This is a genomic window from Kribbella qitaiheensis (assembly GCF_014217565.1).
Lineage (GTDB): Bacteria > Actinomycetota > Actinomycetes > Propionibacteriales > Kribbellaceae > Kribbella > Kribbella qitaiheensis_A.
This window is the reverse complement of record NZ_CP043661.1, coordinates 6,123,793-6,138,347: the sequence shown is the minus strand read 5'-3', so window position 1 is coordinate 6,138,347 and position 14,555 is coordinate 6,123,793. Positions and strand designations below refer to the sequence as shown.

The window sequence follows — 14,555 nt, the reverse complement described above, 5'->3', positions numbered from 1 at the left end:
CTCAGGGAGATCGCCGCAACGATGACTGTAGACACCCTTGCAGGAGAAGCTCAGACCGACGTCGTCGACACTCCCGAAGCGGTGATCGACTCGCCGACCGAGACGGCGGCTGTGGTCACGTCAGCCGCTGACGCCGCGCCGGAGGCCGGCACTGACGCCGCCGACACGGACGTCGCCGAGCCGGCTGCTCCGGTGGCCGAGGAGAAGCCGAAGAAGGCACCGGCCAAGAAGGCCGCTCCGAAGAAGACCAAGACGCTCGAGCTCACCCTGACCGTCACCGGCACCGCCGACGGCGAGTGGAAGGCCGAGCTCAAGCAGGGCAACAGCTTCATCGCGAAGAACCTGCTGGTCGCCGCCGCGGCCGTCTCGCGCGCGGCCAAGGAGCTGCACGAAGACCTGTCCGGCCCGATCGACGAGGTCATCGACGCAGCCCGCGAGCAGCAGGCCGCCAAGGTCGCCGCCCTCGAGGCCGAGCTCGAAGCAGCCCGCAAGGCGCTCGCCGAGCTCGACGACTAGTAGACCCTCACCAGCCGCACTCCCTCCCGGCGTACGCGTCCCGCCGACGGGTGCTTCCCTCACACGTCAGCGAGTGCCCCGTGTCGGTAGTTCAGTTAGTGATAGCGGTGGTCAGGTGCGTGCCTGGGCGCCGGTAGCACAACGGAACTACCGACACGGGGCACTGGACAAGCCGGAGCGGGTTTGTGTGCTCGTGGGTTTCCTGAGGTCTGTGTCAGAGGCGTCCGGCACAGAAGGCCTTGGGAGAGGTGAATGAGGAGGTGCCGGATCGGTGACTTGTGGGTGCCCAGTGGGTGTCCGCAGTGTGACCGATCCGGCACGCCGCATCCCTGGGCGGCGGTGCACACCAGGCCGTACCTTGGGTGCCTGGGCCGGTCCAGTCAGGGCCCTGACCACTCCGAAAGCCAGAAGGGGTCAGATGAGCACCTTCGAAGACCTGGGATCGTTGTTGCTGGTTCGCGGCGCGGACGAGCTGGAGCACGCGGGCGGCACGTTGTACGTGCACCTGCACCGGGTCGCGAAGCGGCTCACCTCGCTCGGTGCCTCCGACACCCTGAGGATCGCGGGCCTGGCACACGCGGCGTACGGCACGGACGGGTTCCCGACGCATCTGTTCGACTGGCAGACCGAGCGACCGGTGCTGGAAGCAGTGATCGGGCCCGAGGCTGAGCTGCTCGTCTACCGGTACGGATCCTGCGACCGGGAGACGACCTGGCGGGATCTCGCCGAGCATCGCATGGTGACGGATCGCTTCACCGGGACCACGGAAGAGCTGAGCAACTCCGAGCTCCGCGAGTTCGTCGACCTCACGATCGTCAACGAGCTCGACGTCCTCGACCACGCTCCCGACCTGACCCCGAAGCTCCGCCCCTTCCTGCAGGAGCAGATCCCCCGCTGGCAGTCCCTGGCCTCCCCAGCAGTCCTCGCCGACGCCCAACGAGTACTCCAGCTAGAGCCGGCCGTCGAAGAAGTCAGCTAACCATCAGCCGTCAAAGGTGACCCCGCTGAGGGAGTCACCCGAGGTCAGCCGGGCGCGAAGCCCAGCGTGAGCTGAGCCTCAGCCGTGGGCGAAGCCCCGCGCGAGCTGAGCCTCAGCCGTGGGCGAAGCCCCGCATGGCTCCTAGCATCAGGCTGAGGAACGCGGCTCCGAGGCCGACGGCGGCGCAGACCCAGAGCGGGATGTCGGTGACGATGGCCATGGCCGCGAACGCGAGCGGGCCGAGATAGGCGCCGTCCAGCCGGCGGTGCTTGCGGATCCAGCGCATGACGACGGGAATCGGCATCCCGACCGGCGCGAGCAGTCCGAAGGCGACGAGGCCGATCGGCAGTCCGCGCTGACCGACCACCAGCGCCGAGACCAGCAGCCAGCACAACGGCCCGAACACCAGCAACCACCACGGCGGTTGCCACGCCTCAGCAGCATCGATGTCCATCGCAGCCTGCTTCCCGGCCGCCCAGTGATCCGTCCGCGACCAATCGGTCCGGTAGGTACCACTCGACCACTCGGGCGCGGTCCTGAGCAACCGCACCGAGGCACCGGCGTCGTCTGATCTCATCGCCTGTCCGATCCTCGAGCCTGCTGATAGCTGCGCTGTCATGTATTTCCGAGTCTGCCAGGTCCGAAGGTCGCCCCTGGCGAACAGGAGATGGACAACACATGACGCAATCTGCCCGCAGCGCCTGTCGCTAACCGCTACGGCGTGCCCCGCAGCGCCTGTCACCCACTCATACGGCCAGCGGAGCCGGGTGGTTCACACGGTGAGGAGCCTGAAGGCTGCGAGGCGGTGCGGAGCCGGGTGGTTCACACGGTGAGGAGCTTGAAGGCCTGCGAGGTGGTGCGGAGCCGGGTGGTTCAGACGGTGAAGACTTCGAAGGGGGCCGCATAGGTGGTGCCGAGGCGGGTGCCGGTGCCGCGGGAGATGCCTTCGAGGAACTCGGCCGGGTCGAAGTGCGGCCAGTTGAGCCCGTCGATATACGCCTTGTGCGCCTTCAGCGAGTCGACGCCGAGCTCGAACGTGTCGGTGGTGTCGACCGCATGCTTCCCGGTCGGTGAACCACCGGCCCAGACCTGGCGGACCCCGTTCCAGCGCTCACCGTCGTCGGGGAAGATCCACCGGTTGGCGGCGTCGCGGACGGCGTCCAAGGTGGCGCGACCGGTGTTGATGTGGTCCGCCATGTTCAGCATGACGTCGCCGTCCCAGGTCTCGCGGAAGTTGTTCGTGATGACGATCTCCGGCTGGTGCCGCCGGACCGCCTGCGCGATCAACCGCCGCAGCGGTACGCCGTACTCGATCGTGCCGTCGGGCTGGCCGAGGAACTCGACCGTGTCGACGCCGACGATCCGGGCGGACTCGATCTGCTCGGCCTCCCGCAGCGGACCGCACTCGGCCGGTGCGATGCCGTCGATCCCCGCCTCGCCTGAGGTGAGCAGGCAGTAGACGACCTCCTTGCCCTGGGCGGTCCACCGCGCGATCGCGGCGGCGGCACCGAATTCCAGGTCGTCAGGATGCGCGACGACGGCAAGGGCCTTCGTCCAGTCCTCAATCAGCGGCTCGAGCGGCTCAGGTGCAGTCATGCGAAGAAGGCTATGCCCGGCACCCGGTCTGGTGAACTTTTTTACCGTGTATTCAGGGGCCGAAGACTTGGCGGGTGTAGGGGTTGGTAAAGGCGCGGTGGGGGTCCAGGCGGTCGCGGATGGCGAGGAAGTCGTCGAAGCGGGGGTAGCGGTCGCGGAACTGGTCCGCGGCGAGGGTGTGCAGCTTGCCCCAGTGCGGCCGGCCGCCGAAGGCCCCGGCGATCTGCTCGAACGCGTCGAAGTACTTGTCGTGCTCCAGCCGGTGGTACTGGTGGATCGCGACGTACGCCGTGTCCCGCCCGTACGCGGTGGACAGCCAGATGTCGTCCGCCGCCGCGACCCGTACCTCGATCGGGAACGGGAACCGCTCCCCCGACCGGTCGATCCACGCCCGCAACTGCTGGACCACCTCGACGACATGCTCCCGCGGTACGGCGTACTCGGACTCCCGGAAGATCACGTTCCGCTCGGAACAGAACACTTTGTACGACGCGTCGACGTACTCGCGGGCCGACAGCGCGCGCGACGCCAACTGGTTGATCCGCGGCACCAACCCGGGCCGGCGAACCGCGAGCCGGTTGGTGAGTTCGAAGACCCGGTTGGACAGCAGTTCGTCGTCGATCCAGCCGCGCAGCCGGCTGACCGGGGACGCGCCGACCCCGGCGGCGACCCGGTTGTTGCGTTTGGTCAGCGCCAGGTCGGTGTGCGGGAACCAGTAGAACTCGAAGTGATCGTTGCCGTCGGCAAATTCATCGAAACTGTCGAGCACCTCGCCGAGCGGCAGCGGCATCTCCTGCGCGCGGAGCAGGAACGCCGGAACGCTTTGCAGGGTGAGAGAAGTGATGACACCGAGCGCGCCGACCGAGACGCGCGCCGCGGCGAAGACATCGGGGTTCTCCTCGGCCGAGCAGTGCAGCACGGAGCCGTCCGCGGTGACCAGTTCGAGCGCGACGATCTGGGTCGCGAGGCCGCCGAGCCGGGCGCCGGTGCCGTGGGTGCCGGTGGAGATCGCGCCCGAGATGGTCTGCTTGTCGATGTCGCCGAGGTTCGCCATCGCCAGGTCGAAGGACGCCAGGCCCGCGTTCAGCTTCGCCAGACCGGTACCGGCGCCGAGCGTGACCCGCCCGGACTCCCGGTCGGCGGTGGTGATCGAGGCGAGCCCGTCGAGCCGGATCATCACCTGCTCCGGCACCGAACACCCGGTGAACGAGTGGCCGGAGCCGACCGCCTTGAGCTTCTTGCCCTGCTCGGCGGCCGTCTTCACCGCGACGGACACCTCGTCGATGGAGGCCGGGCGGAGCACCTCCACCCCGGTCGCCGACTCGGTGCCGGCCCAGTTGCGCCAGGTGCTCATCCGAAGTTCTTCCCCTCACCCCGATACGTCACGAGCTCGGTCAGCTCGGTGCCGTCGATCGCGTACAGCCGGTCGAATCGTTCCAGCATCTCGCCTGCCTTGGCGTACCGCATCCAGACCCGGTCGCCGATCCGCAGGCCACGCGCCGATTCTCCCGCTACGGGGGTTTGCACCTCCCCGGCACCCTCGGTGCCGAGCAGACCGAGACCGGGCCGGCCAGGTCGGGGACGGCTGCCGGGACTTCTTCGCCGGACCGGACGCGATGTAGCCACCGCCGAACAGCGTCGCGATCCGCGGCGTGGGACGGCGGACCACGCTGAGGGCGTAGGCGACGGCGCGCTCGGGCTTGAAGATGTCGTACTTGTCGAAGAGCGTGGGCCCGTAGAGACCGGAACCAGCAGTCACCTCGGTGACGGCCCGGTCGGCGCTGCTGACCTCGAGGCTGCCGGTGCCACCACTGTTCACCAGCCGCAGCGGGGCGATCTGCTTCACCGCGTCGACGACCATGCCGCGCCGCTCGGCCAACTCGGCCGCGGACCGGCGCTTGACCCAGCGAACAGCCGGCGACGTATCCGGCAGGCCCGCGATCTGCGCCTCGTAGAACATCACCCCAACCAGCTCGAAGGCGTCATCGGCGACGACAGTGCGGGCCAGTCCGAGCACCTGCTCGGGGGTGCGTAGCGGCGAGCGCCGTACGCCGAGGTGCTGGCCGAAGATCCGCAACGAGGCGTCGACGTCGAGGCAGACCTGGATCCGCTCGCCTCCACCGGTGATCGCCTTGATCAGTTCGAGGTGCTGGACGTCGTCGATCATCAGGGTGATCCGTGAAGCCGCATCCGCATCGGCGGCCAGCTCACGCAGCGCGGCCCGATGCACGGTCGGGTAGCCCATCAGGATGTCGTCGACGCCGTTGCGTGCAAGCCAGAGCGCTTCCGGCAGCGAATACGACATCACGCCGTGGAAGCCGGGCCGTTGCAGCGCCTCGGTGATCAGCGCACGGCAGCGCACCGACTTGGACGCCACTCGGATCGGCGTACCGGCGGCGCGCCGGACGAGGTCGTCCGCGTTCCGGCGGAAGGCAGCCAGGTCGACCACCGCGTACGGCGTCTCGAGGTCGGCCGTGAGTCGCGCGTAGCTGTCGAAATCGCCCATGTCAGGAGTTTACGGCCAGAAAATACTGAAAGGTAGTGCATCTTTAGGGCAAATCGATCACAGTTTCCAACTCTGATGCTACGGAATGTGACCAATTGCCTTCAGTCTCGGGGTTGGACGACTGCTGGGCCAGTAGGGCAACAGTAGATCCACGCACGACAGATACCTCGACGAAGGCGTCTGCCTCGGCATACCGGCGTACTGCGGCAGCGGTGGTGTCCGTGGACCACAGCGACTGCACTGCCAGGCCGCCGCTGTCTCCGCAGCCCTTCATGCGGGCCTGGTAGCCGGTGAAGTACGCCGTTGCCTTGGTCGCGTCCGCGAAGCGCAGGAGCAGCGCGTTGGCGGGTTGGTCTGAGCCTGTTCGGTAGGAACCCTGCAGGGCGTGCAGCGGGACCGGCAGCGAGCCCTTCGGCTGCGGGTTCGCACAGCCGACCGGTAGCGCCTCATAGGCGGCCTGGTGGCCGTCACGCCGGCGGGTCCAGGTGTCGTTGCCCAGGAAGCCCTGCTCCGAGCCACCCGGGTCGGTGTAGGTCTTCCAGCCGTCCCCTAGCTTCTCCGGTGCGGGCAGGTTCTTCGCAGTCACCGGCCCGGCCGACGCGGGTGGTGGCGCCGTGGCCCGCTCGGGTATCTGCGGCGGCTTGGCGGCGTCAGTTGGCTTCGCAGTACTCAAGGTGTTGGTCGGGACCGGCACTGTGCCGCCGACAGTGCTGGGGATCGGCGTAGTCGGTGGTGGCGTCTCCCCCGAAGCCGCGCTGTTGCTGCATCCCACCAGCAGCCCCAGCGCCGCTACGACCGCTAGTACTGGCTTCACTTCGGTTCGAAGTGCTGATAGTCGGGCTTGGACCAGTTGGCACCCCAGAAGTAGCCCTGGCCGATCAGGGACTTCGTGGCGGCGCTGCTGGAGAAGAGCATGCCCGGGCGGGCGACGCTGCGGGTGCGGTAGCTGAGGCCGTTGGACGGGTACCAGACGTTGTTCGCCGCGAGGTACGGGTTCTCGACGGTGTTGACGTCGATCGCGGTGCCGTACGAGTGCGGTGAGAGTGAGTACGGATCGCCGGTCACCTGGCGGCAGTTGAAGGCAGAGGTGTTGTCGGCGGTCATCGAGGAGACATCGCTGCCGCCGAAGACGTCGACGCGCTGCATCCGGCGGATCGGGAAGTGCGCGTTGAAGGTCGCGGTCCAGACCGTGATCATCTTCTGCACGGCCGCGTCGCGGAGGATCAGCTCGCCCTTGTGGACCCGGCCGTCGAAGCCCCAGTAGTTCATCACCAGCAAGCGCAGTGAGGCCGGCCCCACCGGGCAGCCCGCTCGATAGGTCTTCGGGACCATGCTCGCGGCGACGGCGAAGACCGCCGGGTTCAGCGCGGCCTTGATCACGTAGCGGGCCGACGCCGATACCTCGACCGCCGCGGCGGGCACGCCCCGGCTGACCACCCGGATCGTGCGGGTGTGCGGGAAGTTGTCCGGGATCGGCAGGTGGAAGTAGCCATTGGCATCTACTTTCACGCTGGTCAGCCAGCGCCAGGTGCCGTTGCCGAGGAGGTCCTGCAGAACCACTTCGAGCCCAGGCTCGGCCGGGGTGGTGTGGCCATACACGGAGACGCCGGTCAGCGTGATGTACGACGGCGCCGGGGTGTTGGCGACGATCTTGCGGTCCTGCGCAGTGCCGATGCGGGCTGGTGAGATCGCCGGGGCTTCGTAGAACCTGGGCCCGATCACCGCGCGGAACGTGGTGTTGATCGAAGTGGTCGGCGTGTAGGTCATCCGGTACGCGCCGCCGGCGGTCGACTTCGTCGAGCTGCGCAGGGTCCAGCCGCTGGGTAGTGCCTGCCACAGCGAGATGTACCAGTCGACGGCTCCGTTGCTGAGCTTGCCGGTGAACGTCAGCGGCCGGTCCTCCCAGGTGGTGGCCGGCTGGTCCAGCGAGATCGACAGCGGGTCCGCGGCCGTCGTACGGGTCGGCTTCGACGGAACAGTCGCCGGCGGATCGACCGGAGTCGTGGCAGGCGTCGTAGCCGGAGTGGTCGCAGGCGTGGTAGCCGGCGTTGTAGCCGGGGTTGAGGCAGGCGTCGAGGCAGGTGTCGAGGCAGGTGTGCCAGGCGGCGTGGCCACCGGAGTCGCCGTGGTACTGGTGACCGGTAGGCCTGGATCAGGATCAGCGAAAGCCCCGGTCGGGACCAATCCGATCAGCAATATCGCCGCAACCGCGGCAGCCCCCATAGCGCGCAGGTTCATGGCCGTCCTCCCCCTCAGAAGAAGCCCAGGCAGGCCCCACTACCTACCTAGATGCTTCCACTACTAGGGACGTCACACTCCTGCCAAAGGTTCTCTTATTCCTGCAGCCGCTTGACCGCCGCATCGATCCGCTCATCGGTCCCGGTCAGCGCCACCCGTACGTGCCGGTGCCCTGCCGTCCCGTAGAAGACACCGGGCGCCACCAGGATGCCGCGATCCGCCAGCGCCGCGACGGACTCATAGGAGTCGTACGCCGGATGCTCGGCCCACAGGTAGAGGCCGCCCTGGGAGAGCGTGATGGTCCAGCCCGCGTCGGTCAGCGCCTGCCGCAGTACGGCCCGGCGGCGTTCGTACCGGGCACGCTGCTCATCGACGTGGACATCGTCCGACAACGCGGCCGCCATGGCTGCCTGGATCGGCGACGGCACCATCAGCCCGGCGTGCTTGCGGACCGCCAGCAACTCGGCGACGACCGCCTCGTCACCAGCGACGAATCCGGCGCGGTAGCCGGCCAGGTTCGACCGCTTGGACAGCGAGTGCACCGCGAGCAGGTTGTCGTACGAGCCGCCGCAGACGTCCGGGTGCAGCACCGACACGGGCTGCGAGTCCCAGCCGAGCTCGATGTAGCACTCGTCGTTCACCAGGAGCACGTCGTTGGCACGGGCCCACTCCACCGCAGTACGAAGGTCTGCTGCCGTGGTGATCGCACCGGACGGGTTCCGCGGCGAGTTGAGGTACGCGACCCGCACCGGACCGTCGTACGTCGTGGGGTCGGCGATCGGGACGCTAGTGGCCCGGGCCAGCGCAGCGCCTGCCTCGTACGTCGGGTAGGCGAGGTCGGGGATGAGCACGGTGTCGCCGGCGCCGACGCCGAGCAGCATCGGCAGCAGCATGATCAGCTCCTTCGTACCGATCACCGGCAGCACGCCGGTCTGCGGGTCCACACCGGATACACCCAAGCGGCGGGCCATCCAGTCCACCGCCGCCTGCCGCGCGGACGTAGTACCGAGTGTCGTCGGGTACGCCGGTGCGTCGGCCGCTGCCGCGAGTGCCTGCTTCACCAGGTCGGGCACCGGGTCGACCGGGCTGCCGATGGACAGGTCGACGATGCCGTCCGGGTGAGCCGCCGCCTTCTGCTTGTAAGGGGCGAGCTTGTCCCAGGGGAAGTCGGGCAGGCGGCTGGACGTGGGTGCGAAGGTCACCCCAGCATTGTCTCCTGCCGGATCCGCGCCCCTGATCCGGGCGCCGCCAACCGGACAGCGTCAGCAGCTTCGCCCGGGCTCGACCTTCTGCAGGATCTGGCCACCGATGGCCTTCAGCTGGCCGAGCTGCTCCGGGCTGAGTGCGTCGATCACGTACTGGCGGACCGTCGCGACATGACCGGGAGCGGCCGCGACCACCTGCTCGTACCCCGCGTCGGTGAGGGTGGCGACCGTGATCCGGCCGTCCTCAGGCGAGGGGCAGCGCTCCACGAAACCGCGCTGCTCGAGTCGTTTCACCACGTGCGAGAGCCGGGACAGCGAGCCGCTCGCGAAGCCGGCCAGCTCGCTCATCCGGCGGGACCGGCTCGGCGACTCGGACAGGCCGGCCATCACCAGGTACTCGAAGTGGGTCAACCCCGAGTCGCGCTGCAACTGGAAGTCGAGGGCGCCGGGCAGCTTGAACATCAACGCCGCCAGCGTCATCCAGGTCTGCAACTCGTCCGGCTCCAGCCAGCGCACCTCGTCGTCCCCCATCCGGCCATCGTACTACCATGAGTTGACGTATCAACTCATGCCGGTTTACGGTTGACTTGAAACATCAACTAATCGAGTGAGAGCAGGCAAGAACGCTATGAACGTAGTGCTGTGGATCCTGGCCGGAGTGCTGGCCGCGTTCTTCCTGGCGGCCGGGCTGGGCAAGCTCAGCCAGTCCAAGGAGAAGCTTGGCGCGAACGCCAACATGAAGTGGACCGAGGACTTCTCCGCGAGAACGCTGAAGCTCATCGGCACGGCGGAAGTACTGGGCGCCCTCGGCCTGATCCTGCCGGCCGTGCTGAACATCGCCGAGATCCTGGTCCCGCTCGCGGCGACCGGACTGGCCGTCATCATGGTCGGCGCGATCATCACTCACGGCCGCCGCAAGGAGAATCAGCCGATCATCATCAACGCGGTGATCCTGATTCTCGCGCTGGTAGTCGCGATCTTCCGCTTCGGCCCCAACAGCTTCTGAGTTCAATCAGCCCGAAAACCTTTCGGGTTCTACAGGTAGAGGCCGGTCTGGCCGTCTTCGAGACGGCCGGCCGCGACCGCGTGCAGGTCCCGTTCGCGCAGCAGCACGTAGTCGTCGCCGCGGACCTCGACCTCGGCGCGGTCCTCGGGATCGAACAGCACCCGGTCGCCGACCTCGACGGTCCGGACGTTGGCGCCGACCGCGACCACCTTCGCCCAGGCGAGCCGGCGGCCCATCTGCGCGGTGGCCGGGATCAGGATGCCGGCCGAGGACTTGCGTTCACCCTCGGTCTCGATCGCGACCAGCACCCGGTCGTGCAGCATCCGGATCGGCAGTTTGTCGTCGGCGAGCCGCTTGCGAGAAGTCACCGGCGACCCACCAGCCGGCGGATCAGCAGCAGTACGGCGATCACCCCGACGGCCGCGCCGCCGACCGCGACCAGCTTCTGGGTGCGCAGCTGACCTCGCTCGTCGAAGACCTGCGCCTTCGCCTGCTCGACCTGCCGCTTGGCGACATTCTTCGGGTGCGCGCGGTCGACCAGTTCATCAACGGTCGAGGCGAGTCGCACGCGGGTGGCGGCGATGTCCGCCTCGATCTGGTCGGCGGTCCGAGCCTTCGTGTCCGACATCTGTCCGACGCTCCCTTCGACTGATGCACCTTGACTTTTGCCACCGGCCTGCCCGGGGATGCCCCAGGATGGCCGCGCTGACGCCATCCTTGCAGGTCAGGCCTGCAGATCTACGACCACCTTGATGTCACCGGGCTCCCGGACCAGTGCCGACGGCCAGTCCGACAGCGGGACGGTCCTGGTGATCAACCGCCCGAGCCAGGCCGGATCCGCTGCCTGCAGGACTTCCACGGCATCCGCGTAGTGCCGCTTGGCCGCGTTCACCGACCCGACCAGGACCGCGTTGCGGACCACCAACTGCCGGATCAACGCATCCAGCTGTACGTCGATCGAGGTCGGTCCCGGCGAGATCCCGGTCAGGCACATCACCCCGGCCGCCGGCAGCAACTTGGCGCACTCCACCACGACCTGTCCGGCGCCGGTGGCCTCGATCACCACGTCGGGAACAGCGTCGAGCTCCGAGAGGTCGGTCAGGTACTGCGCGCCGAGGTCTCGCACCAACTGCGGCTTCGGTCCGTCGGCAGCCCGGTCCAGTACGTGCACCGTGTAGCCGCGCTGCACTGCGATCAGCGCGGCGAGCAGCCCGATCGGTCCGGCTCCGGTGACGAGTACGTGCTTTGGCCCGAACCAGGAGCGAGCGGCGACCTGGTCGACCTGATCCCAGGCCTTGGTGAGGATGCTGGCCGGTTCCACGAGTACGCCCAGGCTGCCGAGCGTGGCGGGAACCGGCACCGCGTAGTACGGGTCGATCCGCCAGCGTTCGGCGCCGTACCCGTCCATGCCCTTGATGCCGCGTTCGGTGTAGAGGCCGTTGCGGCAGAAGTCCCACTCGCCGCGAGCGCAGGCCGGGCACGGCACCGGGTCCGGGCGGCGGACGATGCCCAGCACCAGATCGCCCGCGGTGAAGCCGGCGGCCGGTTCCAGCACGCGGCCGAGGGATTCGTGGCCGATCACCAGCCGATCCGAGCCGGAGCGGCCGCTGCCGAACTCGCCACCGACGAGTTCGTGGTCGGTGCCGCAGATCCCGGCCAGCAGACCCTCGACCAGCATCGAGCCGTCGCTCAGCGGTGGTTCGGCGACCTCTCCGACCGCAGCTGAGTCCGCCTTGCCCGGCACCACCGTCATCGCGCGCATGCCGTCCACTCCACCGCGCGCCGAACCCGCACGCAAGTTCCCCCGCCGCGTCTGACCTGCCGGCCGCCCGCCAGCTTTCACGCACGCACGGCTTCCCTGTAACACATGCGACTGGTGGGGCTACTGAGAACCACCTGTGGCGGGCGGAGCGGCGTACGGCAGAATGTCGGACAATAGCCGCTGCGAAGGGAACCCGATGTCCGAGCGTCTGACCGTCGGCGATGCCGCACCCGACTTCACCCTTCCCGACGCCGACGGCAACGACGTAGCGCTGGCGGACCTGCGCGGCAAGAACGTGATCGTCTACTTCTACCCGGCCGCGATGACGCCAGGCTGCACGAAGCAGGCCTGCGACTTCCGCGACTCGCTCGACTCGCTGGTCGCGCACGGCTACACCGTGCTCGGGATCTCGCCGGACAAGCCCGCCAAGCTGGCCAAGTTCCGCGAGCGCGACGGCGTCACCTTCCCGCTGCTGAGCGACCCCGACAAGGCAGTGCTGACGGCGTACGGCGCGTTCGGCGAGAAGACGATGTACGGCAAGAAGGTGACCGGCGTGATCCGGTCCACCTTCGTGGTCGACGGAGACGGCAAGATCGCGATCGCGCAGTACAACGTGAAGGCCACCGGCCACGTCGCCAAGCTCCGCCGGGACCTCGGTCTCTGATTCTCCGGTTCTCCTTTCGAGGTCTGGCGAGGACCCTGAAGGTGAAAAGTCAACCTTTTCCCGTCCGGCGGCGTCCGTAGTACAAGTTCCTTTGTCAGGACATCCGGCGAAGGGAAACCCTCGACCGTTTCATGGGTCTGGTCCATAGAACGGTCGTTTGAGCAAACTCAACGATGTGATTTGGATCACACATTGAGCTCACCTGACCGGAGCGGAGACGCTACCCTCCGTGAGATTTTGCGGCGATACAGGGATGAGCAGTACTGGCTAACCGTCCAGCGTTCAGTTGCAACCCTGTGTCCATAGCGTGAAGCCAGTCCGTGACCTTCGCCCTGACCAGTGCAAACCGGGTAATCTGCGCCCGCAGTCTGCCTCTGGGAGGGAGGGACCTGCCGCGATGGGAAAACACTCCTCTGCGGTGACGAAAAGTAACAACAACCGTCGTCCGGTTTATTTGACGGCCGTCGGCCTACTGGTGCTGTCTTTGGGCGCCGTGTTTGTGGTCCGCTCCTTCGGGTCGGAATCGGGTGCGGACGGATTTCTGGGTGGAGGGTCTTGTGACGACCCGACCCAGATCCAGCTGCACACCACGCCCGAGATCCAGCCTCAGCTGGAGGCGGCAGCCAAGGCACTGTCCGCCAAGAAGGACAAGGACGCCCCGTGCCTGCAGTTCACGATTACTGCGGTCCCGTCGGCGTCGGACGCTCGCAACATCGCCAATGGTGCTGACAACAAGCCCGATCTCTGGGTGCCGGACTCGTCCGCCTGGGTCGCTCAGGCCGACGACGGTCAGTCCGTCCCGACCGTCGTCGTGCCGTCCATCGCCAGCTCACCGCTGGTACTGGTCGGCCGGAACGAGAACTTCGCCAACGTCTCGTCCTGGCTGGGATCCTTCCAGGGAACCAAGCCGGCCCTGCTCGACCCGCTGACCCAATCGTCCGGCCTGCTCGCCCTGCTGGCGGTCGGTGCCGAACGAACCAAAACCTCGGCCGCCGACAGCCTGGTGTCTTCGGTGATGGTTCCGCTCGCTCAGCGCCTGGGCTCGCTGGCGCAGCCGTACAAGGAGGTGGACGGCCTCCTCGGCCGAGCTGCCGCGGAGGGCAGCCCCGTCGTCGTACCGACTTCGGAACAGGCCTTCGTGAAGTACCAGGAAGAGCACCCGGACGCCGAACTGAAGGCGATCGTGCCGGCCACCGGCACGCTTCTGTTCGACTATCCGATCGCGGTGACGGCCAAGTCCGACAACACCGTCATCACCGAGGCAGCCAAGTCGCTGGCCGCGGAGATGCTGTCGGACGCGTCCAGCCAGGCCCGCGACGACGCCGGCTTCCGTGACTCGCTGCTGAGTCCGCTCGGCGGCGGCCGGGGCGTCGGGGACATCACCCAGCTGACCAAGCCGAACGCGAGCGTCGTCGAGAAGGCGCTGCTCAACTGGACCAGGCTGTCGCTGACCGCGCACTCGCTGGCGGTGATCGACGTGTCCGGCTCGATGAACGAGAAGGTCGGCGGCAAGACACGGATGCAGCTGACCATCGCTGCCGCCACACAGGGCCTCAAACTGTTCCCGGACAACGCCGCGCTCGGACTGTGGTCGTTCTCGACCAGCATCGGCCCGAACAAGGAAGACTTCAGGCAGTTGGTCCCGATCGCACCGCTGACACCGGCCCAGCGCAGCAAGATGCTGGCCAGCCTGACGGCGCAGAGCGCGATCCCCAACGGTGGCACCGGGCTCTACGCCACCGCGATCGCGGCTGTGAAGGCCGTCAAGCAGAACTACGACTCGAGCGCCGTGAACGCCGTCATGCTCTTCACCGACGGCAAGAACGACGACCCGAACGGCCCCACACTGACCGCGACGATCCGCACCCTGGAAGGCATGCGCGATCCGGCGCAACCGGTCCGGATCATCGCACTCGGTATGGGTCCCGACGTAGACGGCAACGAACTGGGCCAACTGGCCGCCGCGACCGGCGGTCTCAGCTACGTGGCCCGCAACCCCACCGACCTGCAAGGCGTCTTCATCAACGCACTGCAGAGTCGCTGAGCAATCCAGGAGACCTGCTCCCTAAGATGTCCTAGGGAG

At 67.6% G+C, this 14,555-nt stretch carries 16 protein-coding genes; 5 read left to right on the top strand and 11 right to left on the bottom strand.

The window, feature by feature from the left end:
• Positions 1-21: 21 nt before the first annotated feature.
• Complete coding sequence (locus F1D05_RS29265; RefSeq protein WP_185443632.1) at positions 22-516, top strand: DUF6319 family protein; 495 nt, start codon at positions 22-24, stop codon at positions 514-516.
• Positions 517-934: 418 nt separating this feature from the next.
• Positions 935-1,495: a DUF6817 domain-containing protein gene (locus tag F1D05_RS29260; RefSeq protein WP_185443631.1), complete on the top strand. Its 561-nt coding sequence runs from the start codon at positions 935-937 to the stop codon at positions 1,493-1,495.
• Between the two features lie 112 nt (positions 1,496-1,607).
• Here the strand turns inward: F1D05_RS29260 and F1D05_RS29255 are convergent, their stop codons facing one another.
• The 8 genes from F1D05_RS29255 to F1D05_RS29220 form a co-directional block, all read right to left on the bottom strand.
• Positions 1,608-2,072 (bottom strand): hypothetical protein, encoded by a 465-nt coding sequence (locus F1D05_RS29255; RefSeq protein WP_185443630.1) that lies wholly within the window; start codon positions 2,070-2,072, stop codon positions 1,608-1,610.
• 296 nt (positions 2,073-2,368) lie between these two features.
• Complete coding sequence (locus tag F1D05_RS29250) at positions 2,369-3,091, bottom strand: PIG-L deacetylase family protein (RefSeq protein WP_185443629.1); 723 nt, start codon at positions 3,089-3,091, stop codon at positions 2,369-2,371.
• Positions 3,092-3,143: 52 nt separating this feature from the next.
• Positions 3,144-4,445: a D-arabinono-1,4-lactone oxidase gene (locus F1D05_RS29245; RefSeq protein WP_185443628.1), complete on the bottom strand. Its 1,302-nt coding sequence runs from the start codon at positions 4,443-4,445 to the stop codon at positions 3,144-3,146.
• A 15-nt stretch (positions 4,446-4,460) separates the two neighbouring features.
• Positions 4,461-5,597, bottom strand: a complete 1,137-nt coding sequence (locus tag F1D05_RS29240; protein ID WP_246486078.1) for an alanine racemase — start codon at positions 5,595-5,597, stop codon at positions 4,461-4,463.
• Positions 5,598-5,640: 43 nt separating this feature from the next.
• Positions 5,641-6,411 (bottom strand): hypothetical protein, encoded by a 771-nt coding sequence (locus tag F1D05_RS29235; protein ID WP_185443627.1) that lies wholly within the window; start codon positions 6,409-6,411, stop codon positions 5,641-5,643.
• Positions 6,408-7,835: a M15 family metallopeptidase gene (locus tag F1D05_RS29230; protein ID WP_246486077.1), complete on the bottom strand. Its 1,428-nt coding sequence runs from the start codon at positions 7,833-7,835 to the stop codon at positions 6,408-6,410. The genes F1D05_RS29235 and F1D05_RS29230 overlap by 4 nt, the downstream gene beginning before the upstream one ends.
• A 95-nt stretch (positions 7,836-7,930) precedes the next feature.
• The gene (gene dapC, locus F1D05_RS29225; protein ID WP_185443626.1) at positions 7,931-9,037 is read right to left on the bottom strand and encodes a succinyldiaminopimelate transaminase; all 1,107 of its coding nucleotides are present in this window, start codon (positions 9,035-9,037) and stop codon (positions 7,931-7,933) included.
• 60 nt (positions 9,038-9,097) lie between these two features.
• Positions 9,098-9,571, bottom strand: a complete 474-nt coding sequence (locus tag F1D05_RS29220; protein ID WP_185443625.1) for a MarR family winged helix-turn-helix transcriptional regulator — start codon at positions 9,569-9,571, stop codon at positions 9,098-9,100.
• 97 nt (positions 9,572-9,668) lie between these two features.
• Between F1D05_RS29220 and F1D05_RS29215 the strand changes: the two genes are divergently transcribed.
• Positions 9,669-10,046, top strand: coding sequence for a DoxX family protein (locus F1D05_RS29215; RefSeq protein WP_185443624.1), 378 nt, complete (start codon positions 9,669-9,671; stop codon positions 10,044-10,046).
• Between the two features lie 29 nt (positions 10,047-10,075).
• Here F1D05_RS29215 and F1D05_RS29210 read toward each other — a convergent pair whose 3' ends face one another.
• The 3 genes from F1D05_RS29210 to F1D05_RS29200 all read right to left on the bottom strand — a co-directional run bounded on the left by F1D05_RS29210 (position 10,076) and on the right by F1D05_RS29200 (position 11,808).
• Positions 10,076-10,414, bottom strand: a complete 339-nt coding sequence (locus F1D05_RS29210) for a GroES family chaperonin (RefSeq protein ID WP_246486076.1) — start codon at positions 10,412-10,414, stop codon at positions 10,076-10,078.
• The gene (locus F1D05_RS29205; RefSeq protein ID WP_185443623.1) at positions 10,411-10,674 is read right to left on the bottom strand and encodes a DUF3618 domain-containing protein; all 264 of its coding nucleotides are present in this window, start codon (positions 10,672-10,674) and stop codon (positions 10,411-10,413) included. Before F1D05_RS29205 ends, F1D05_RS29210 begins: the two co-directional genes overlap by 4 nt.
• Before the next feature lie 96 nt (positions 10,675-10,770).
• Positions 10,771-11,808, bottom strand: a complete 1,038-nt coding sequence (locus tag F1D05_RS29200; protein WP_185443622.1) for a glucose 1-dehydrogenase — start codon at positions 11,806-11,808, stop codon at positions 10,771-10,773.
• A 196-nt stretch (positions 11,809-12,004) separates the two neighbouring features.
• Here F1D05_RS29200 and bcp point away from each other — a divergent pair, with 196 nt between their 5' ends.
• Both bcp and F1D05_RS29190 read left to right on the top strand, forming a co-directional pair.
• Positions 12,005-12,472: a thioredoxin-dependent thiol peroxidase gene (gene bcp, locus F1D05_RS29195; RefSeq protein ID WP_185443621.1), complete on the top strand. Its 468-nt coding sequence runs from the start codon at positions 12,005-12,007 to the stop codon at positions 12,470-12,472.
• A gap of 418 nt (positions 12,473-12,890) precedes the next feature.
• Complete coding sequence (locus F1D05_RS29190) at positions 12,891-14,516, top strand: substrate-binding and VWA domain-containing protein (RefSeq protein WP_246486075.1); 1,626 nt, start codon at positions 12,891-12,893, stop codon at positions 14,514-14,516.
• Positions 14,517-14,555 lie beyond the last annotated feature (39 nt).